General features: G+C 34.7%; 14 protein-coding genes. 7 read left to right on the top strand and 7 right to left on the bottom strand.

Features of this window, described 5'->3' with window-relative positions:
- Positions 1–50: 50 nt before the first annotated feature.
- The 5 genes from IE051_RS11350 to IE051_RS11330 all read right to left on the bottom strand — a co-directional run bounded on the left by IE051_RS11350 (position 51) and on the right by IE051_RS11330 (position 5,637).
- Entirely contained in the window at positions 51–1,121 is a 1,071-nt protein-coding gene (locus IE051_RS11350; RefSeq protein ID WP_189360918.1) for a PCMD domain-containing protein, read from the bottom strand.
- An 11-nt stretch (positions 1,122–1,132) separates the two neighbouring features.
- Positions 1,133–1,906, bottom strand: a complete 774-nt coding sequence (locus IE051_RS11345) for a hypothetical protein (RefSeq protein ID WP_189360917.1) — start codon at positions 1,904–1,906, stop codon at positions 1,133–1,135.
- Positions 1,907–2,049: 143 nt separating this feature from the next.
- A complete protein-coding gene (locus tag IE051_RS11340; RefSeq protein ID WP_189360916.1) occupies positions 2,050–3,123 on the bottom strand; it encodes a BamA/TamA family outer membrane protein in 1,074 nt (357 codons plus the stop codon).
- Between the two features lie 45 nt (positions 3,124–3,168).
- Positions 3,169–3,729 carry an HdeD family acid-resistance protein gene (locus tag IE051_RS11335; RefSeq protein ID WP_189360915.1) on the bottom strand — a complete coding sequence of 187 codons (561 nt, stop codon included), beginning with the start codon at positions 3,727–3,729 and terminating at the stop codon, positions 3,169–3,171.
- A 342-nt stretch (positions 3,730–4,071) separates the two neighbouring features.
- Entirely contained in the window at positions 4,072–5,637 is a 1,566-nt protein-coding gene (locus IE051_RS11330; protein ID WP_189360914.1) for a sulfatase family protein, read from the bottom strand.
- 213 nt (positions 5,638–5,850) lie between these two features.
- On the opposite strand from IE051_RS11330, the gene IE051_RS11325 reads away from it, so the two are divergent.
- On the top strand, positions 5,851–6,480 hold the full coding sequence (locus IE051_RS11325) for an outer membrane beta-barrel protein (RefSeq protein WP_189360913.1): 630 nt from the start codon (positions 5,851–5,853) through the stop codon (positions 6,478–6,480).
- Between the two features lie 94 nt (positions 6,481–6,574).
- Here IE051_RS11325 and fbp read toward each other — a convergent pair whose 3' ends face one another.
- Positions 6,575–7,582: a class 1 fructose-bisphosphatase gene (fbp, locus tag IE051_RS11320; protein WP_189360912.1), complete on the bottom strand. Its 1,008-nt coding sequence runs from the start codon at positions 7,580–7,582 to the stop codon at positions 6,575–6,577.
- A 119-nt stretch (positions 7,583–7,701) separates the two neighbouring features.
- On the opposite strand from fbp, the gene IE051_RS11315 reads away from it, so the two are divergent.
- Genes IE051_RS11315 through IE051_RS11305 form a run of 3 tightly spaced genes read left to right on the top strand, consistent with a single transcriptional unit; the run spans position 7,702 to position 11,287 of the window.
- Positions 7,702–8,181: a GNAT family N-acetyltransferase gene (locus IE051_RS11315; RefSeq protein ID WP_189360911.1), complete on the top strand. Its 480-nt coding sequence runs from the start codon at positions 7,702–7,704 to the stop codon at positions 8,179–8,181.
- A gap of 1 nt (position 8,182) precedes the next feature.
- Positions 8,183–9,433, top strand: coding sequence for an aspartate kinase (locus tag IE051_RS11310; protein ID WP_189360910.1), 1,251 nt, complete (start codon positions 8,183–8,185; stop codon positions 9,431–9,433).
- A gap of 21 nt (positions 9,434–9,454) precedes the next feature.
- The gene (locus IE051_RS11305) at positions 9,455–11,287 is read left to right on the top strand and encodes a GNAT family N-acyltransferase (protein ID WP_189360909.1); all 1,833 of its coding nucleotides are present in this window, start codon (positions 9,455–9,457) and stop codon (positions 11,285–11,287) included.
- Here the strand turns inward: IE051_RS11305 and IE051_RS11300 are convergent.
- A complete protein-coding gene (locus IE051_RS11300) occupies positions 11,284–11,502 on the bottom strand; it encodes a hypothetical protein (RefSeq protein WP_189360908.1) in 219 nt (72 codons plus the stop codon). The genes IE051_RS11305 and IE051_RS11300 overlap by 4 nt on opposite strands.
- A gap of 286 nt (positions 11,503–11,788) precedes the next feature.
- Here IE051_RS11300 and IE051_RS11295 point away from each other — a divergent pair, with 286 nt between their 5' ends.
- The 3 genes from IE051_RS11295 to IE051_RS11285 all read left to right on the top strand — a co-directional run bounded on the left by IE051_RS11295 (position 11,789) and on the right by IE051_RS11285 (position 20,849).
- Complete coding sequence (locus IE051_RS11295) at positions 11,789–15,961, top strand: hybrid sensor histidine kinase/response regulator transcription factor (protein WP_189360907.1); 4,173 nt, start codon at positions 11,789–11,791, stop codon at positions 15,959–15,961.
- Positions 15,962–16,385: 424 nt separating this feature from the next.
- A complete protein-coding gene (locus IE051_RS11290) occupies positions 16,386–19,406 on the top strand; it encodes a SusC/RagA family TonB-linked outer membrane protein (protein ID WP_189360906.1) in 3,021 nt (1,006 codons plus the stop codon).
- 18 nt (positions 19,407–19,424) lie between these two features.
- Positions 19,425–20,849, top strand: a complete 1,425-nt coding sequence (locus tag IE051_RS11285) for a RagB/SusD family nutrient uptake outer membrane protein (RefSeq protein WP_189360905.1) — start codon at positions 19,425–19,427, stop codon at positions 20,847–20,849.
- The last annotated feature ends 71 nt before the right edge of the window (positions 20,850–20,920 follow it).

Genomic DNA, 20,920 nt, shown 5'->3' with positions numbered 1-20,920 from the left:
GTTTTAGAACTGCAGCTACCAACCGGTAACCCCGTTAATTAAGCCAATGCTTATTCATAAACAAATTCTACATCATCAATAATCAACAAACTACCAATAGCGCCAGCAAAATTAGCGCCATCATAACTAGAGGATCCAACAAAAGTAACATGTGTTGGCAAAACAAAACTTGCCGAATCTTTACTCACATAGCGGCCTTCTATGGGCTTCATATAATCAGGAAAACTATCATCTAAAGCGCCATATGTAAATTCAAGCTCTTTTGTAGTTAACTCATTTTGAACCTCTTCATTTCTAAACCAAGCTGTAGCAAGTCGCTCAATTTTCCCTCCTGACCGCACCTCTAAAAGCGCATAAACATCACATGCATCACTATAGTCTAATAAGTCACCATCTTTATTTTTGTTTTCATTACCCGGCTGATAGGCATATTTAAACTTAACTTTTACCGGACGCCCTATAAAGGGTGTTCCAAACTCAATGGCTGCTTGTGGATTGGTAGGATCTATATTATCAGAATTAAAAACACCAGTAAAAATGGATCCTGCTGAAATAGGGGCCCCGAATGTCCCAGCTAATTTACCATTATCGAGCGTTTCCATTTTAGCGGCTAGATTACTACTTCCAAGATCCAAGGGTGTTGTAGCTAACTTATTTAATATTTGAGTGCCCGGATTACCGGTACCCCATATGGTAGAAGTAGCATCTATTCCCGGTTCAAAATAATCAGCACTTGTTTTATACCATTGATTTAGATCATAATTATCAAGCTGCGGGTTTGCTGTTGCAATAAATGACTTTATTTTCCAATTATATTTAGTACCATCTTCTGCGGTAATTACAATGAATTGAGGAGTTTCTAAATTTAAAGTATCTCCAATCGCCGTATCAGCCGAAGCAAACGAAGACAACACAAGTTCTGTTAATACAATGGTTGACAAATCTACACCAGAAGGAATCTCAACAATAACCTGAAGACTATCATTATTTATTTGTGCATTTGAAGCCTGATTACTTAACGAGACACTCTTGATATTACCATAACTTGAATAACCAAAATAATCTTCACCCACGCAAGAAGCAATCAGCACTAAAAGCATAAGAAGTGTAATCTTTTTCATGAACTAAAAATTTATTTTCGTTGTTTTGTTCTTCCAAAATAGTAAGCCAATCCAAGTTTTAAAGACAGAATATCAATATTAAAATCCACATTATGTCTAACTTCCTGAGATTGTTCTACACCATTTATTTCTCTATTCTTAACATTGAGTTCATAACCTAAAACATCCAATTGTACTTCAAAAGCAAAATTTTCCATAGCAAAAAAAGTAATGCCAGGACTAATTCCTAAACGGAAATTGAAGCTATCATCATAAACCTTTTCTATTTCATCCTCGTCTTTAGTATTACGTGTCAACCCATTACTTACACCGAATAATAGGCCAACTTCAGTAAAAAAACTCAGGCGCTCATTTTCAGTCAACGGCACTGATGATCTCACATATGGAGCCAAACTGTATGCTCTTGTAATAGACTTCGATTGGATAGTATCGGAAGATTTTAGTAAAATACCATCAAATTTTTCTTCCATAAAATCGAAGTTTATACCAACCATGCCATAGTTTCCAGTAAAATACCCGCCTTTTAAGGTTATATTAAAACCATGGTTATCGCCTTCTATAACCTTTTGAATGATTTGATCCACATTGGTTAAGCTTTTATCGGTTAAAGAAAAAGATAAACCTGTGTAAAAATTTCGTTTTCTGAATGGCGTGAAATCATTAGAATAATAACTCGACATTAATTCATATGGAGACCTGCCCATACTAATACTGTCCTTTTCTTGGGCAATCATTGAAGACGAAAATATTAAAACGCTAAGTGCTACTAAAAAGAGATACCTCATTTTTAAAGTTTAAAACCTGAATCTAATTACAATAACAAAATTTTATATCAAATTAAAGAAATTAAAACAAACAAACCAGCAAAAAACCTGCGTACTAGATTGATTTCAACTAAAGGGTTTTGATACTTTATAGGCATTTTATTTTACCTGCCAAAAGACTCTCCAATTCTAAAGTATAATCCCCAATCTCCTTTTCCTGCCGCTACATCAATACCAATATTAATACGTTCTTTTGGTATCATCATGTATCTAACCCCTACACCACCTCCGGGCAATATTGGGGCATCTCCAAAATCGGAAAAATTTTCAATGGCCGTTGCCAATCCAAAAAACCCAACAACACCAAACTTGTTTTCAAATCGCCATCTATATTCTGATTGGATGGCATAGACTTGGTTATCACGATACTTACCATTAGAATATCCTCTAATATCGTCTTGACCAACCACATTCTGCCCTTGAAATGGCACATCTCCCGTAGCAATCGATGCTGTTACGCGCGTGGCTATAATCTTTCTCTCAGAACTTAAGGGGTAATAGTGATTATAGGTTAATTCAAAACTCTCAAAGTTATCTGCGCTATTGAGCCAAGTTCTAAAGAAATCATTCTTAAACTCAACGTTAAAACCCTTATATGGGTTTAGTTGATTATCTCGCTCATCATAGTTAAAAAGATAACCCAAACTATTCATCCGGCGTTCATCAGTAAGAATTTCTGGTGGTAAAAAATCAGGCAAGTCAAAATCTGTTTTACTCTTAGAGATTACGGTTCTTACTCCACCGTACAATTTCCCTATTAGTTTTCTTTCTACCTTTAGCATAGCAAATTCTGCCCTAGTATTAAAGCCAATAAAATCTCCGCCAATAACTGGAATTTCCTGCCAATATTGATAGTTAATATTTCCTAATCCTGCACCAAACATAATGCGCCATCGATCCTCATTCAAATACAGTTTCTGAAATGCAGCTGCGAAAAAAGTATTATTAGTAGAATACATAGCAAAAACACCTGTAGAGGAGGTAGGCGAAATAGTATCTTTTGTACTTACCTTATAGAATATTTGCCCCATAGCTCCGGCACTTAAACCAATAGCATTACTATAATTTACAACTGGGATTCCTGCAAAATTGACCTTTTTTATAGAGTCCGTTTTCTTTTGAGAATAACCAAAAACAAAACAACTCCAAACGATTAATACAACTAATGTTCTATTCATTTTTAATTATTCTACTCAAACAAAAAAGCAAAATGATGCGAATTGCTATACCTCTTCGGCTCTTTCAATTTCTTTTTTTAGAGATTTCAATCCTATAGCCAGACCAATATTTACGATACCTGCGAGCATAACGCCAAACCCTATCCAATAAGTAATGGCAAGCGTACCAGCTAATAAGTTATTGGTAAGGACAAAACCAATAAAAATAGTAAATAACCCGCCAATTAGTCCTAACCACCAATACGGCACGCCTTCCTTTTTATCCTGGAATGCACTAACAAAATTCATTACACCAGCAACAATTAGCCAAAAGCCAACTATAAATGGAAGCGTTGCTGCTGTTACTGCAGGGTTAGATAATAAGATAAAGGCTATAAAAATATCGATAAGCCCAACAGCCAATGTCCATCCCCAATTTTCTTGGGTGTCTTTTACGGCAAAAGACATAAATACTTGGGTAATCCCAATGAACAATAAACTAACACTTAAGTATATGGCAAGACCAACCAATGCCCCTAAAGGATGCCTAAATATCAATATGGCTAAAATGATTAACACAATACCTCTTATTAAAGTTAACCACCAATACTTGTTTAATGTTTTCATGAATTTTGTTTTAGGTAATAATTAATTAGTTCTTAATTTTTTAATCGTCTTAACCATTTTAGTGATTTATTATAATATCGAATAATCAATAGCCCTTAAGTGAATACTGAGGCTCTAATATTGCTTTTTTGATACCCTTAATGAATTAAATTATAATAGAGGGTTGCATTTAAAGGATCACTAATTAATAAAAATAAACATTTTAACTGAAAGAATAACCTGCTCAATTTAAAAAAGGTTGATAAATTAATTTATCAACCTTTTAGTTTTTTTTGGGATAAAACTAAAAAACACCCTGTATATTATAATACGGGGTGTTTTTAATAAAAAATAAATGTCCTTTTACTTCAGCTCAATCTTCTGAGTCGTATTATAATCATCGCCTCTAATAGCCTCAAATTTGGCTAACATATCCTGGAGTTTTTCCTTGTTACTTTTTGCTAGATTATTTTGCTGACCTATATCTTCCTTTAGATTATATAATTGAAATTCTTTTGAATTTCCTATCTCAATATTAACATCGTCTATTTTAGCAGGCCCTTTATAAGGCGGAATCATTACCCAATCCCCTTCTTTGTAAGCTGTTCTTGAAGTAGCCTCAATAACTAAATCATCTCTGCCAGCATTAGATTTTCCTAAGAAAACATCTACTAACCCTTGGCTATCACCTGCTTTAACATCACTACCTACTAGTTGTGCTAAAGAAGAAAGCACATCCAATTGACAAACTAAAGCATCAGAAACGCCTGAATTAATAGTACCCTTCCAATACGTAAAAAACGGCACGCGAGTTCCAGCTTCAAAAAGGCTATATTTACCACCTCTCAAACTACCACCTGGAGTATGATCTCCAAGCTTTTCAACAGCCTCATCATAATACCCATCATTTAAAACAGGACCATTATCACTTGAAAAAATAATTAAGGTGTTCTCTAGCAACCCTTCTTCTTTTAAAGTATTAATGAATTCTCCAATACACCAATCTGCTTCTACTATTACATCTCCTCTAGGTCCTAAGCCTGAAGCACCAACAAATCTAGGGTGCGGTGTTCTTGGAACATGAGGTTGTTGCATGGCATAGTATAAAAAGAACGGTTCATTTTTATGTTGTTTCACATAATTTTGAGCCCCCTTTAAAAAGTGATCGGCCATATCTTCATCTTTCCATTTCGCTGCTTCTCCACCTTTCATATACCCAATTCGCGGAATACCATTTACAATACTACTGTTATGTCCATGGTGCCATTTCATTTTTAATAATTCAGGATTGTCAATGCCATTTGGTTGTCCTTCAAAATTTGTCTTGTAATTAATTTCAATAGGGTCATTCGGATCTAGTCCAACCACATCTCCATTCTCAATGTATACTGTAGGCACTCTATCTTGCGTAGCAGCCATGATATATGAATAATCAAAACCAACTTCATTAGGACCTGGACTTACATGCGCATTCCAATTGACATGTCCACTGCCTAAACCAAGGTGCCATTTTCCAACAATTCCAGTATGATAGCCTTTTGCCTTTAGCATTTTAGGCACAGTCATTTGATCAGTACCAATAATTAGAGGGGCGGTACCTGGTAAAATTTTGGCATTCTTTTCCCGCCAAGGATACACACCTGTTAATAATGCATATCGGCTGGGTGTACATGTTGCGGAAGAGGCAAAACCATTAGTAAAACGTACACCATTATTAGCTAAATAATCCATATTGGGCGTTTTTATTTCAGTAGCCCCATTAAACCCAACATCCCCATAACCTAAATCATCAGTATAAATGATTACAATATTAGGTTTAGCGGTTTGTTCTTGTTCCACGGATTCAACAACTTCTTTTGATTTTTCTTTACAATGCACACTGATTAATGCTAAAAGCAGTAATAGCATTATTTGATTAAGTTTATTCATATTTAATTTTAGTTTAGTTTTTATAATTACGTATTTCAAAAATCAATTTTTTCTATGACACTAATGTCTCTGCACGTTTATTGATTGTATTTAGCAATTTGCAATATAGAAAAAAAGCCTAAGGCTAAGGTTTTAAATTGTACTACATATGTTTACAAGTGTAACAAAAATTTTATCTTTGAGTGAAATAAAACCTTCAAACTAAAGACTATCATGAAACAATCAATATTAAAATATGTATGCCTAATTATTTTGGCCATATGTTACTCCAACTCAGCTAAAGCGCAAGATGAAGACTTGCAACAAAAAAAAGAACGCAAAGCGCGAAGCTCATTTAAAATTTCAGCAGGAGTAAACGTAAATGGCCTGAACATAGATACCACCGATGACCCTATTTCATCAGATGCTACTATTGGCTATAATCTTGGTGTTTCATACAAAAGAGGTCGTTTTTTTTATTATGAAATAGGGGCACGGTTAAATAGTAGACCTTATGATTTTTCAAATTCCTTTAACTCGAGTGACACCTTTAGTTTTAAAACCACGGCCATTGATATTCCATTATCGTTAGGACTCAATCTTACCTCTTTTGCTGATAGGTTAGTAGGTGTACGCGTATTTGTGAGTGGCGTTCCTTCTTTTACCACCTCTAAAAATATTGAAACCGCTCTGGATTCTGAAGATGAAATAGAAGACTTTATTTTTTATGGCCAGCTTGGTGTAGGTGTAGATATTGCTTTCTTTTTTGTTGAGTTAGGTTTTAATTATGGGTTTAATGATATGGTTAATACAATAGGTTCCAATCCTTCGCAAGGTTACCTCAACTTAGGGTTTCGGTTTTAAAAGCAATCCACGTACTTTTTCTTAATTTAAGAATATAGATGTATAAAAAAAGCACTCTTATTAGAGTGCTTTTATATTTTATAAATCAGCAGGCTTATTTTGCATTACGCATAAACTCTTCTGCCTTTTCTACCATATTTTTACTGCCACAAATAAATGGAACACGTTGGTGTAATTCTGTTGGTTCAACATCCATAGTTCTTGTAAAACCATCGCTAGACTTACCATTAGCCTGTTCTGCTAAAAAGGCCATTGGGTTACATTCATATAACAAACGTAATTTACCATTAGGGTTTTTAGAACTTTGAGGGTACAAATAAATACCACCTTTAATCATATTTCTATGAAAATCTGAAACTAAAGAACCTATATATCTTGAAGTATAAGGCCTATCTTCTTCTTCCTCTTGACAATACTTAATGTAATTCTTAACACCTTGAGGGAAATGAATGTAATTCCCTTCATTAACCGAGTATATATTTCCATCTTCAGGAAATTGCATATCAGGATGCGATAGATAAAATGATCCTATGGCAGGATTTAACGTAAATCCATTTACACCATCACCGGTCGTGTAAACTAACATTGTAGAGGTGCCATAAACCACATAACCTGCAGCCACTTGTTCACTTCCTTTCTGTAAAAAATCTTCCAATTGAACCGGTGTACCTACTGGAGTTACACGTCTATAAATAGAGAATATAGTTCCTACAGACACATTAACATCAATATTTGATGAACCATCTAGAGGATCTATTAAAACCACATATTTATTTTGATGATTTTCATCTTGACTATTAATAGCAACAAAATCATCTTCTTCTTCACTAGCTATACCACAAACAATATTTCTTTTAGTAAGTGTTTGGATAAACTTATCATTGGCATACACATCTAGTTTTTGCTGATCTTCACCTTGAATATTGGTATCACCTGCAGCTCCAATAATATCAACCAATCCGGCCTTATTAACTTCATGATTTACAACTTTCGCAGCCAAACGGATTGAATTCAATAGACTTGACAATTCACCCGATGAATACTGAAATGAAGATTGATTCTCAATAATAAATTCTCCTAAGGTTTGTTTTTTATGCGTCATAAAAGCTTGTTTTGGTTTAGGCAAATATCCATAATTTTTAGTAAACTACAACGATTTCGGGGCACTAATCCTTTATTTTTATTGATCTTTTAAACTATATTTGAATAATTATAAATACTATGAATTTTACCGTAAGAAATGCAGAAATTGGCGATATGCCTCAAGTACTTAAGTTAATTAAAGAACTGGCCATTTTTGAAAAAGAACCAGATGCAGTTGAAATTTCCGTTAAAGACTTAGAAGCTGATGGCTTTGGTAAATCCCCTTATTTTCATTGCTTCGTTGCAGAATTGAATTCTAATATTGAAGGTATTGCCCTAATCTACAACAGATACTCAACTTGGAAAGGAAAAGCCATTCATTTAGAAGATTTGATTGTAAGTGAATCTATGCGCGGTAGCGGTATAGGCACTGCCCTTCTTAACGAAGTTGTAAAATATGGTCATAAATTAGGTGTAAAACGCATAAACTGGGAGGTACTAGATTGGAACGAGCCTGCCATAGCATTTTATGAGAAAAAAGGCGCTAACGTAATGCGCGATTGGGATGTAGTGCAACTTAATGAACAAGCTATTAAAAATTATATAGCGCAGTTATAGTATGCAAATATTCAAATTTGGTGGTGCATCAATAAAAGATGCTCTTGGTGTTAAAAACATAGTTTCTATATTAGAAAAGACTGGTTACAAAAAAACCGTCATCGTTGTTTCTGCTATGGGCAAGACCACTAATGCCTTAGAGCAGGTGGTTAAAAACTATTTTGAAAACAAGAAGGAGTTACAAAGTTCTCTTCAAGATGTTATAAAGTATCACAACAACATATTACTTGATTTATTTGATAATGAAAATCATCCTAGCTTTAAAAAAATAGGAGGTTTTTTTAATGAACTTACAGATTTTTTAAAAATAAATAAGTCTCCTGATTACAACTTTGTTTATGATCAAGTTATTAGTATTGGCGAATTAGTTTCTACAAGCATAGTGAGTGAATACCTCAATTCGGTAGGATTAAAGAACACATGGATTGATGCCAGAAACCATATCAAAACAGATACGTATTACCGGCGTGCTCATGTACAATGGGAGGAAACGCAAACCTTAATACATTCTAAATTAGACCGCGCTTCTTTAAATATTACGCAAGGATTTATAGGTAGTGATATTAATAATTTCACCACCACACTTGGTAGAGAAGGTAGTGATTATACGGCAGCCATATATGCTTATTGTCTTAATGCTGAAAGCGTAACCATATGGAAAGACGTTCCTGGCATACTAAATGCTGATCCCCGGTATTTTACAAACACCCAATTACTTAATAAAATATCGTATAGAGAAGCTATTGAATTAGCCTTTTACGGTGCCTCTGTAATTCACCCAAAAACTATACAGCCCTTACAGCGCAAAGAAATACCTCTTTTTGTTAAGTCGTTTCTAAATCCAGAATCTAAAGGCACAGTCATACGAAAAGAGACCATCTTAGACCCTATGATTCCTTGTTTTATCGTTAAGAAAAATCAAGTGCTTATATCCTTATCCTCTTTGGACTTTTCATATATTGTGGAAGAAAATATTAGCGACATATTCAATCTGTTACATTTATATAAAATGAAAGTTGATGTGATTCAAAACTCTGCGATTAGTTTCTCTGTTTGTATAGACAATGTCTATAATAACCTAGAAAAATTATTACAGCATTTAAAGGCAAAATTTAAAGTAACTTGCCACGCTAATGTATCTTTATACACCATTAGACACTATAACCAAGATGCCATTAATCAGATTGAATTGGGCAAAACAGTGTTATTAAAACAATTAACCCAAGAAACCGTTCAAGTAGTAACTAAATAAACATTTAGTACATTTACACGCATGAGTAAACAGCAAGATATAGGATTAGTGAGTGCTAAGGAAATTGCCAAAGCTATTCAATTGGATAAGTATGGTTTCATTGGTACTTTTATTGGCTGGGTTTTAATGAAGGTGTTAAAAATATCTTCACTTAATAAGATTTATAATCGCAATAAACATTTAAGCGACCTCCCTTTTCTTGATGGTATTTTGGAGGATTTTCAAATAAAATTTGACATTCCGGAGGAAGATTTAAAGCGTTTACCAAAAGACGGTGCCTATATAACCATCTCAAATCATCCCCTTGGTGGTATTGATGGTATTCTTCTTTTAAAATTGATGATAGAACAGCGAAAAGATTTTAAGATCATTGCAAACTTCTTACTGCATCGTATTGAGCCTATGAAACCCTACATTATGCCTGTCAATCCTTTTGAAGACCGGAAAGATGTAAAGTCAAGTATTGCTGGTTTCAAAAATGCTATTCTTCATTTACGTGGGGGGCATCCGCTTGGTGTTTTTCCTGCGGGAGAAGTATCCACCTATCGCGATGGTAAATTAGTGGTAGATAGACCCTGGGAAGAAGCTGCTATGAAATTAGTAAAAAAAGCGGGCGTGCCCGTTGTTCCTATTTATTTTCACGCCAAAAACAGCAAACTGTTTTATAAGCTCTCGAAAATTAGCGATACGTTTAGAACGGCTAAATTACCATCTGAATTGCTTACGCAAAAACGCCGAACCATTGGTGTACGGATAGGAAAGCCTATTTCAGTTCAAGACCAAAAAGAATATGCTTCACTGGATGAATTTACGGAGTTTTTAAGACGAAAAACCTATATACTTTCTAATGCTTTTGCAGATAAACCTAAGATCTTAGACAATATTTCGTCTACTTTAAAAACGCCAAAACACCCCAAAAGCATTATTACCCCTGTAGCACAAAATTTAATGGTTCAAGAAGTTGACGCCTTAAGAACCAATAAGGACAGACTTTTGGAAAGTAAAAACTATGAGGTGTTTTTAGCCGAAGCTAGTAAAATCCCCAATATTCTTCAAGAAATAGGAAGACTCAGGGAAATCACATTTAGAGCCGTTGGCGAAGGCACCAATGAAGCTATAGACCTCGACCCTTTTGACAACTATTATCATCATATGTTTTTATGGGATAATGAAAAGAAAATACTTGCCGGAGCCTATAGAATGGGCTTTGGTTCAAAAATATTTAAACGCTATGGTATAGATGGGTTTTATCTTCAAGACTTGTTTCGTTTTGAACCCGAACTTTATAAAATGATGAGTGAGTCTATTGAAATGGGACGAGCATTCATTATTAAAGAGTACCAACTAAAACCAATGCCTTTGTTTCTACTTTGGAAAGGTATTGTTCATATCACATTGCGCTACCCAGAGCATAAGTATTTAATTGGTGGGGTAAGTATTAGTAATCAATTTTCAAACTTCTCAAAATCGTTAATGATTGAGTTTATGAAATCGCATTATTACGACCCTTATATTGCGCAATACGTGCACCCTAAAAAAGAATTTAAAGTAAAATTAAAAGATGCCGATAAAGATTTTGTTTTTGACGAAACTGAGGCTGACCTTAATAAATTTGACAAAATCATTGATGAAATAGAACCCGGTGCTCTACGATTACCGGTACTTTTAAAAAAATATATAAAGCAGAATGCCAAATTAGTAGCCTTTAATGTAGATCCATTGTTCAATAATTCAGTTGATGGACTTATGTATATTAAAATAGCTGATTTACCAGAAAGCACGGTTCGTCCGGTAATGGAAGAGTTTCAAGCAGAATTAGAAAGTAAGTTTAAAGAGAACAAAAAAGACGCTTAAAAATTAGTTCTATCATTTCCATCTGCTCTAAACATAATTATATCAAACTGACAAAAACACACTTCGTTCTGTTGCAATTGGTAAACTTCTTCTAAGACAAATTTCATCTTGCTTCGGTGTTCCATCAAACTTTCTAAGGACTTCATAGGTATTGCTATGCGTTTATCAGATATATAAATCACAAGACATGCCTCATCAACGGGTGAGTCGGTCATAAGCCACAAATTCTGAAATCAGATTAAATGTGTTACTAAATGTTTTAAAAAAGGCTATCACGCATAGATCGTTTTCTGCAAACCCAACACTACATTGTATTATAGCCTGTAGACATTGCTCTTATATTTAATATCGTCCTAACTAAACACCGCCTTAATTTCATTATTGAAATGCAGCATTTGTACTAGTCATTGCTCCATTTGAATTAGCCCTATATTTAATGATAAAGTATTTTTATATTGTAGCTTCAATCATTTCTAAGTTTTAAAACTGGCTTATCAAACAATGACTAAAAAACTGATTTATCACATTTGTTTATCCTTAATCTTCATTCTGCCGCTCTGCGCGCAAGAGTTTGTAGACGATTACAAATTTGTGAGTATTAAAAAAGGCATTTCTAAAGTTGGCGTTTTTTCCATAACGCAAGATGATTCTGGTTTTATATGGCTTGGCACTAATGGATCTGGACTTTACAGATTTAACGGAATAGATTATGATTCCTATAAACACGTCCTTAATGACTCGACCTCTATTAGCAGTAGCCTCGTCTATGCTTCATATTTGGATAATAAAAAACGGCTTTGGTTTGGGACAGAAGAAGGCCTAAACTTATATGATAAAGAAAAAAATCAGTTTAAAAGAATTCCTATTCCAAATACTCAGAATAATAGAACGAATTACTCGATTAGAAGTTTGGCTGGCGACCAAAAAGGTAACTTATACATAGGCACCTATGAGCATGGTTTATTCAGGCTTAACCTCAACACCTTCCATGCAGAACCTATAACCACTAAAGGCTTTGGCCCTGAAAACACTTTAAATGTTAACGCCATAACTTTTGATAATAACGGGAAGTTATACGCTGGAACCCACTTAGGCCTGGGTGTATTAAACTTGATGGGAGACAGCATTATCCCCGCTGAATTTAGTCTTGAAAACAAAGAACGCATAGATGGCAAAGGCATACAATCACTGCTCATTGATGCCTATAACAACCTTTGGGTAGGCACTAAATCAGATGGCCTTATTCTTATTAGTCCAAACGAGAATAATGCAGATTCCAATTACACTATTTCTGAACTTGGGATAACGGATAATATTATTTTTTCCATTATTCAATTAGCAGATCACACAATAATGTGTGGAACAGAAAATGATGGTCTGTTCCATATTGGCCGTAATGCTAAAGTTTTACGAAACTACAAAACCAATAAATCAGATAATGAGAGCTTATTATCTAATTCTATTTGGTCACTTTTTTTAGACAAAAACGAGCGTATTTGGATGGGGTATTACAACAAAGGCGTGTCATTCTTTGACAAGCTATACGATAAGTTTCACCATATTGAAAGCATCAAGAATACTCCAAATTCGCTTCAAATACCTTCTGTAACCTCTATTACAAAAGACAAAACAGGTAAATTATGGATTTGTATGGACGGTGGGGGTATTGACATATTCGATATAAAGACCAATAAATTCACGCATATAAATAAAACTAACAATACAACCTATAGCGGATTAACGAGCGACTATATCGAGAATATTTTTGTTGATAGCCGAGGTAACATTTGGGTAGGTAGCTGGGATCGAGGATTGTATTATTTACAAAAAGGAACCAAAACCTTTGTGAATTTCAATACTGAAAATTCCAATGGATTCTTAATGTCAAATACCATAATGAGTATTACCGAAGACTCAAAGGGTATCATTTGGCTAGGTACTTATTATAAGGGTTTACATTCATTCAATCCGAAAACGAAAGCCTTCACATATTATAACTCTAAAACCTTTACCGAGAACAACATAACTAATACCAATATTGGGAAAGTATTAGTTGATGCAGAAGACAACCTCTGGTTAGGCACGGTTAGAGGCTTATATAAAGTGATAAGACATAAAAATGAACTTGCAGTCGAGTCATACAGTACTAAAATGTCTGAGCAATATAATAATCATACCAGTGCAAATCATATTTTATCGCTTCACTTATCCAATAATGAAAATCTTTGGATTGGTACCAGAGGGGCCGGTTTATGCAAATATGACCTTAAAAAAGATAATTTCACATGGTATAATAATACGAATGGACTAGTAGAAGATAATGTCTGCGCTATTGTAGAAAGCTTAGACAACCGTATTTGGATGGCAGGAAATTCGGGTATTACCAAGTTTAACGTAGATGACTTAAGTTTTACCAATTATACCAGTCATGATGGACTTCTTTCAAATGACTACAATATTAATTCAGCGTATAGAGATGATTCTGGCAATTTATATTTTGGCAATTTTCAAGGTGTAGATTATTTCAACCCAGATAAAATTGAGATTAATAAAAACCTTACGTCACTATATCTGTCCGGTTTTAAACTAGCCAACAAAAATGTCATTCCCGGGGCAAAAAACGCTCCAATTCAAAAAGTTATTGCCGAAACTGATAGTATATCATTAAATAGTAACCAATCTGTTTTCACGATTGAATATGCTGGTATTAATTACACAAGGCCAGAAGAAAATGAATATGCCTATTATCTACAAGGTTATGAAACCGACTGGAATTACGTTGGTAAAAACAGATCTGCAACCTATACAAACTTAGACCCCGGCAACTATATTTTTAAACTAAAGGCATCAAATAATGATGGTATCTGGAATGAAACACCTTTAAATTTAAAACTTACCGTACTACCGCCTTGGTGGAAAACAACATTATCCATCTATTCATACATTTTATTGATTCTTTTAGGCGTTTTCATACTAAATAAGATGACACAAAACAGACTAAAGGAAAAGCAAAGCATACAGAATGAGCGTATCATAAGGAACCAAGAAAAAGAATTGAATGAGAAAAAATTTCAATTCTTTACAAATATTTCGCATGAATTCAGAACGCCATTAACCTTAATTCTTAGTCCACTTAAGGACATTCTAAAAGATGAAACCTTAACATTACCAGAGCGTATTAAAGAAAAGCATAATGTCATATATAAAAATACGGATCGCCTTTATCGATTAATTAATGAGCTTCTTGACTTTAGAAAACTTGAATTGGATAAAGTGAATATTCGTGCTAAAGAAATAAACCTATTGAGTTTCTCCAATAACATATTGGGTCATTTTAAGGAAGAAGCCTTAAACCGGAATATCCAGCTAAGTATAGATGCCGACATCTCAGACCTGAGTGTTTGGGCAGATGAAAGTATGCTTGAGAAAATCATATTCAATTTGCTATCAAATGCTATAAAATTAACCCCCGATGGCGGTATTATTAATATAAGCACCCATTATAACGACACACCTATACTTTTACCTTTAGTAGATAAATCTACACCCATAAAAACAGTTGAGATTGACGTTTCCGATACGGGTCCAGGCTTAGACAAAGATCAGATAAGTAAAATATTTGAACGATTTTATCAAGTAGATCAAATGAACAAAACCTATTATGGCAGCACCGGCATTGGGCTTGAGGTTGTTCAAAATTTTGTTGAATTACACAAAGGTAAGGTTGAAGTTGAGAGTGTGAAAGGAGAAGGCACAACCTTTAAAGTCATACTACCTGTTGGCAAGGCACATTTTAAAGAAGAACAGTTATCCATTGAAAAAGCGCAAATTTCATCAGATAAAGAGGTCTTTAACCTAAATAACGTGGTTAAGAATAATATTGACATTGAAAAAACAGCACCTTTAGAAACGGAAAGCAATCACACCTTACTCATTGTTGAAGATAATACTGAATTAAGAAACTATTTAAAGACGGAGTTGAAACAAATATATAGGGTAATAGCTGCTAGTAATGGGAAAGAAGGTCTCACTATGGCACAAGAACACCTACCAGATATTATACTCACTGACGTTATTATGCCAGAAATGAATGGTTTAGCCTTTTGTCAAAGTATCAAAAAAGACTTACGAACCAGTCATATACCGCTACTCATGCTTACTGCAAAAGCAAGAATTGATGATCGTATAGAAAGTATTGAATTTGGTGCAGATGCCTATATGGTAAAGCCCTTTGATATGCGATTACTTAAACTACGCCTAGCCCAATTAATTACGAGTAGACAATTGATATTCAATAAATACTTCAGCGTAATTTCAGATGTTCCCGCCAATGTGAATACCAGCTCATTGGATAAAGAGTTTATTGACAAAGTACTCAACTACATTAATGAGAATATAGGAAACCCAGATTTAAGTGTTGAATTACTTGCCGCGCAAGTTCATCTTAGTAGAAGCCAATTTTATAGAAAGATAAAAGCTTTAACTAATCAAACGGCCAATGAATTTTTAAGAAACCTAAGACTACAAAAAGCGAAACAAATAATTGAATATGGTAATTCTAATATCAGTGAAGTTTGTTATTTAGTTGGGTTTTCCTCTCCATCCTATTTTACAAAATGTTTTAAAAGTAGCTTTGGCATGCTACCCACTGAAGTCGAAACTAAAAAAGTATAGACTAAAAACACATAACTTCTTTCATTAGTCTTGCACCTTTAGCATCTTAGGTATTAGATAGAACCTTACAGCATTTTTTTATAGCATAAAGTACGCACATGAAACCTAAAACCCATAAGTGACTGAAAATAAAATAAGTGCCAATGAAAAATTTGTAGCACCATTTAGTACAAATGTTGTGCAACACCCAAAATTAGACCTGTTTGCAGCATAACTTCTAGCAATGGCTCAATAATTTCCAATACTATATTTAATAAATATTTAACATTGACATATGAAAAAACAGAAAACCAAATGGATTCAACTTGGAGAATTAATTTTAATTATTGCCATAATAAGTCTATTTGTGTTCTTGGTTGTTTTTATTTTTTAACAGTGTACTAATTTAATAACTAAACTATTTACTAATCTTAAACTATTTAATATGACAAAACTTAGACTAACGATCATTACGTTGGCAATGATTTTTACACAAATCGGTTTTTCGCAAACTAAATCTATATCAGGTGTAGTAAGCGACGAGTCCGGTGTGCCAATACCCGGTGTTAGCGTCATCGTTGCAGGTTCCCAACAAGGAACTAGTACCGACTTTGATGGTAACTACGCACTTGAAAATTTAAGTGAAACTGACCAACTCTTATTTTCTTATGTTGGAATGACTTCTCAAACCATAACGGTTGGCAACCAATCAACCATTAATGTTACATTAATGGAATCACTGGAAGCCTTAGATGAAGTTGTTATTGTAGGTTATGGAACCACCACAAGACGCAAAGTGACTGGTGCTATTTCATCTGTAGATTCAGATGCCATTGTTAGAACACCTGTTGTTTCGGCTGATCAAGCCTTACAAGGAAACGCGGCTGGTGTAACGGTAACAAATGCAGGATCACCAGGTACCAATCCTCAGGTTCAAATTCGTGGGTTACAAACTTTTGGAAACAGTCAACCTTTATATGTTATTGATGGTGTAATTTCTGGAGGTTTAAATGAAATCAACCCCAATGACATTGAAACCATGGATGTTCTAAAAGACGCATCCACAGCAGCCATTTATGGTTCCAGAGCTTCTAATGGTGTTGTAATGATTACTACAAAAAAAGGAAAAGCTGGAAAGACACGCGTAACCCTAGACACTTACATTGCTTCGCAATCTAAACCACAAACTCTAGATTTACTCGATAGTAATCAATTTGCTCAGTTTACGAGTGAGACTTTTGGACAACCAAACCGCTATACGGTAGACCCAGAATCAACACAAATTAATACAAATTGGCAAGATGAAGTATTTCGCTCTGCAACCATGAAAAACATTAATGTGGGAGCTACAGGAGGTAATGAAAATGCAAATTTTGCAATTTCTGCAGGATACCTTGATCAGGAAGGGATTATTATTTCAACTGGATTTAAAAGATCTTCCTTACGTGCCAACAGTGAATTTAAATTAGGACAAGATGGTCGATTCAAAATTGGGCAAACACTTTCAGTTGCAGACTCTTATCGTCAAAATGAAGAAAATGGTGGCGGTAGAAGTTTAATGGAGCATATGATGAAATCATTACCGTATACCCCTGTTTATAATCCTGCCAATCAGCCAGGAGGTTATGGAGGTACAGATACCACACTTGATAACGGTTCTGATGCAGAGAACCCTGTAAGAATTCAGCAATTACAGACCAATGAAACAGACCAAACTAAAATATTAGGTTCTGTCTACGCATCTTATGATATCATTGATGGGTTAACCTTTAAAATGCAGTATGGTTTTGACCGAGCGACTACAGAAAACAATATTTTTAGACCCTCTTTTAATGAAGGTATAAACAACAGACCTGCTGCTTATGTGCAACAAGGCACAAACACGTTTAGCTCTAATAACTTTACTGGGTCATTAAACTACTCTAAAACGTTTAATGAAAAACATAATCTTAACTTATTATTTGTTGCAGAAGAATTTAATAGCAGCGCAAGAAATACATCAGCGAATAATGAAAACCCCATTACTGACGCGATTCCAATTGTACAAGGTGAAGCACAAGTTAACAACGCTTTGTATGAATATGCATTGGTGTCCTATATTGGAAGAGCAAGTTATGATTATAGAGGCAAGTATCTTTTAACCGCTTCGTTAAGACGTGACGGTTCATCAAGATTTGGCTCCAATAATAGATGGGGAACCTTCCCTGCGGTTTCAGCAGGTTGGGTACTTTCTGAAGAAGATTTCTTAAAAGATTCTAATAGTGTTAGTAATTTGAAACTAAGAGCATCTTGGGGTTTAACTGGTAATGACGGCTCTAATGATTATGTGTATTCAGCAGGTTTAATTCAAGGATATAATTATGTTGGCTTTGGATATAACGACGGTTGGTCAAATTTTGGAGCGGCTAACCCAGATTTAAAATGGGAGGAATCTACACAAGCTAACCTTGGACTTGATTTAGGCTTTTTAAACAATGCACTAACAATCTCCTTAGAATACTACAACATTGAAAGCAAAGACATTATTGTACCTATTCCGAATGTAGCATCAGATGGTCTTGGAGCCTCATTTACACAAAGAAATGGAGCCACAGCCGAAACTAATGGTTTTGAAGCAAGTATTGCCTATAACCATGATAAAGGCGGAGACTTCTCATGGTCTGCAAGTATGAATTTAGGTACTGCTAAAAATAAAGTGACAGATTTAGGTGAAAGCTTGCAGTTTATTCCAAGTTCAACCTTTGAAGGAGAAAACCTTCAAAGAATTACTGTAGGTGAGTCCTTATTTTACTTCTATGGATTGCAAACAGACGGTTTATTTCAAGAAGGCGATGATACCAGCGCACAACCAAATGCCGGACCTGGAGATATTCGTTTTGTAGATCAAGATAATAATGGAACTATAGATAGTAATGACAATGTTAAAATTGGAGACCCACTTCCTAGTTTTACATATGGTCTTAATTTATCTGCAAATTACAAACAATTTGATTTCTCCTTATTCTTTAGCGGCGTGAGTGGAAACGACATTTATAATACCACTATTTATGATTTAGAGGGAATGACCCGATTATTCAACTCAGGAACAGCAGTGCTTAATAGATGGACACCAGGAAACACAAATACATCTGTACCAAGGTTTACTGCCGATCATTCAGACAATGTTAATAGATCTGATCGTTTTATAGAAAATGGGGCATATTCTAAACTAAGAAACCTCACCATTGGATATAGCTTAAGTGACCAAGTTCTGGGTAAAATAGCCAAAGGGTCTTTGTCAAAATTTAGAGTGTATTTATCTGGCCAAAACCTTTTTACCATTACTGATTATTCAGGTTACGATCCAGAAATTGGTGGTTCTACAATAACAGATGGACAACTTTCTAGTGCCGCTGGTATTGGAATAGACAGAGGAAATTACCCGCAACCAAGATCTATTATTGGAGGTTTACAATTAGCATTTTAATAAAAAACAAGAAAAGAAATGAAGAAATATAAAATCATATTTATGTTAGCTTTTATTACAGGTGCCTTTGGTCTCATAGCATCCTGTAATGAATCTGACTTAGAAAAAACAAATCCAAATCAGTTATCACCAGAAACCTTTTTTCAAACAAGTACGCAATTAGCTGCAGCTGCAAATGCTGTATATGCTTACCTTCAAGATACAGGTAATTATGGAAGGTATCAGTTTTATATCAATGATAATGTAAGTGGAGAAAATTATGCTGCTGGTAATCTAGAAGCCGATAAAGTACAGATGATTAATAGAGATGTAGATGAAGCTAACAATGGTAATAACCAATATTGGCAACAAAATTATCAAGGTATTGGTCGTGCTAATTTCCTAATTGCAAATGAAGCTAACATTAGTTCTGATCTAAGTGCATCAGAAGTACAAGGTAGACTAGGAGAAGCACGTTTTTTAAGAGGATTTTATTACTTTAATATTGTCACAAAATACGGAGAAGCTCCTTTACAAACTGACCTAGAGTTTATACCAGGAGGAAGATCAAAATCTTCTGTTGAGGCTATTTATGATAACATTGTTACAGATTTACAATTTGCAGCCGCCAATCTTCCCGCTAAAGGCGCACAAGAAGTAGGTAGAGCTACTTCTGGAGCTGCTTGGGGACTATTAGGAAAGGTATTACTTCAGCGAGGTGACGCTGCCGGTGCAAAATCTGCACTTGCCAACGTTACGGGATATACCCTAATAGATGATTATAGAGAAAACTTTACGGCAGAAAATGAACATAATGATGAGTCCTTATTTGAAGTAAATTATGATGAATCTACAGGAGGTGGTGATTCTTGGAATCAAAACGGTTTAGGGAATTCTGAAACTACATTTAGAGCCATGGAGTATTCAGGGTGGTATAACGTAAAACCAAGTCAAGCATTATTAGATGAGTATGAAGATGGTGACACACGTTTTGCAGCTAACTTCTATTCTATTGATGATAGCAACAATGGCACTATGACCAATACGTATAACAATGGTACACAAACTTTTGTTTCTGGTGGGATTGGCCCAGATGATAATCCATCATGGAGAAAGTATCAAAACCTTGACAACCGCGGTTCTGAAACTACAGATAGTGGAATTAACGCAAGAGTTTTAAGATACGCTGATGTCCTTTTAATGAAAGCAGAAGCTGAAATTCGCTCTGGTGGTACAGAATCTGTAGCTTTAGGGTTTTTGAATGAAGTAAGAGCCAGAGCCTCTGTTTCACTACCTCCGGTAAGTGTTTCTGGAACACAGGCAATATTAGATGCTATAGAACATGAAAGAATGGTGGAACTTGCGGGGGAACAATCAAGGTGGCTTGATTTAAAAAGATTTCATAATGACACCTATTTGTTACCAATACCTAATATTGAATTACAAGCAAATACAAACTTATAAGTTTTCGTTTAGTTAGTTTTTTTGAGTTGAAAAAAAACTTGTGTAGCTTAGGCCACACAAGTTTTTTAAGT

It is taken from the genome of Algibacter mikhailovii (assembly GCF_014651495.1).
Classification (GTDB): Bacteria; Bacteroidota; Bacteroidia; order Flavobacteriales; family Flavobacteriaceae; genus Algibacter_E; species Algibacter_E mikhailovii.
Note: the sequence above shows the minus strand (reverse complement) of the source record. Positions and strands in the feature narration are given on the sequence as shown.

Bases quoted from the DNA above. Each gene is read 5' to 3' on its own strand.
- IE051_RS11350 (WP_189360918.1), bottom strand. From the start codon at position 1,121: ATGAAAAAGATTACACTTCTTATGCTTTTAGTGCTGATTGCTTCTTGC.
- IE051_RS11345 (WP_189360917.1), bottom strand. From the start codon at position 1,906: ATGAGGTATCTCTTTTTAGTAGCACTTAGCGTTTTAATATTTTCGTCT.
- IE051_RS11340 (WP_189360916.1), bottom strand. From the start codon at position 3,123: ATGAATAGAACATTAGTTGTATTAATCGTTTGGAGTTGTTTTGTTTTT.
- IE051_RS11335 (WP_189360915.1), bottom strand. From the start codon at position 3,729: ATGAAAACATTAAACAAGTATTGGTGGTTAACTTTAATAAGAGGTATT.
- IE051_RS11330 (WP_189360914.1), bottom strand. From the start codon at position 5,637: ATGAATAAACTTAATCAAATAATGCTATTACTGCTTTTAGCATTAATC.
- IE051_RS11325 (WP_189360913.1), top strand. From the start codon at position 5,851: ATGAAACAATCAATATTAAAATATGTATGCCTAATTATTTTGGCCATA.
- fbp (WP_189360912.1), bottom strand. From the start codon at position 7,582: ATGACGCATAAAAAACAAACCTTAGGAGAATTTATTATTGAGAATCAA.
- IE051_RS11315 (WP_189360911.1), top strand. From the start codon at position 7,702: ATGAATTTTACCGTAAGAAATGCAGAAATTGGCGATATGCCTCAAGTA.
- IE051_RS11310 (WP_189360910.1), top strand. From the start codon at position 8,183: ATGCAAATATTCAAATTTGGTGGTGCATCAATAAAAGATGCTCTTGGT.
- IE051_RS11305 (WP_189360909.1), top strand. From the start codon at position 9,455: ATGAGTAAACAGCAAGATATAGGATTAGTGAGTGCTAAGGAAATTGCC.
- IE051_RS11300 (WP_189360908.1), bottom strand. From the start codon at position 11,502: ATGACCGACTCACCCGTTGATGAGGCATGTCTTGTGATTTATATATCT.
- IE051_RS11295 (WP_189360907.1), top strand. From the start codon at position 11,789: ATGACTAAAAAACTGATTTATCACATTTGTTTATCCTTAATCTTCATT.
- IE051_RS11290 (WP_189360906.1), top strand. From the start codon at position 16,386: ATGACAAAACTTAGACTAACGATCATTACGTTGGCAATGATTTTTACA.
- IE051_RS11285 (WP_189360905.1), top strand. From the start codon at position 19,425: ATGAAGAAATATAAAATCATATTTATGTTAGCTTTTATTACAGGTGCC.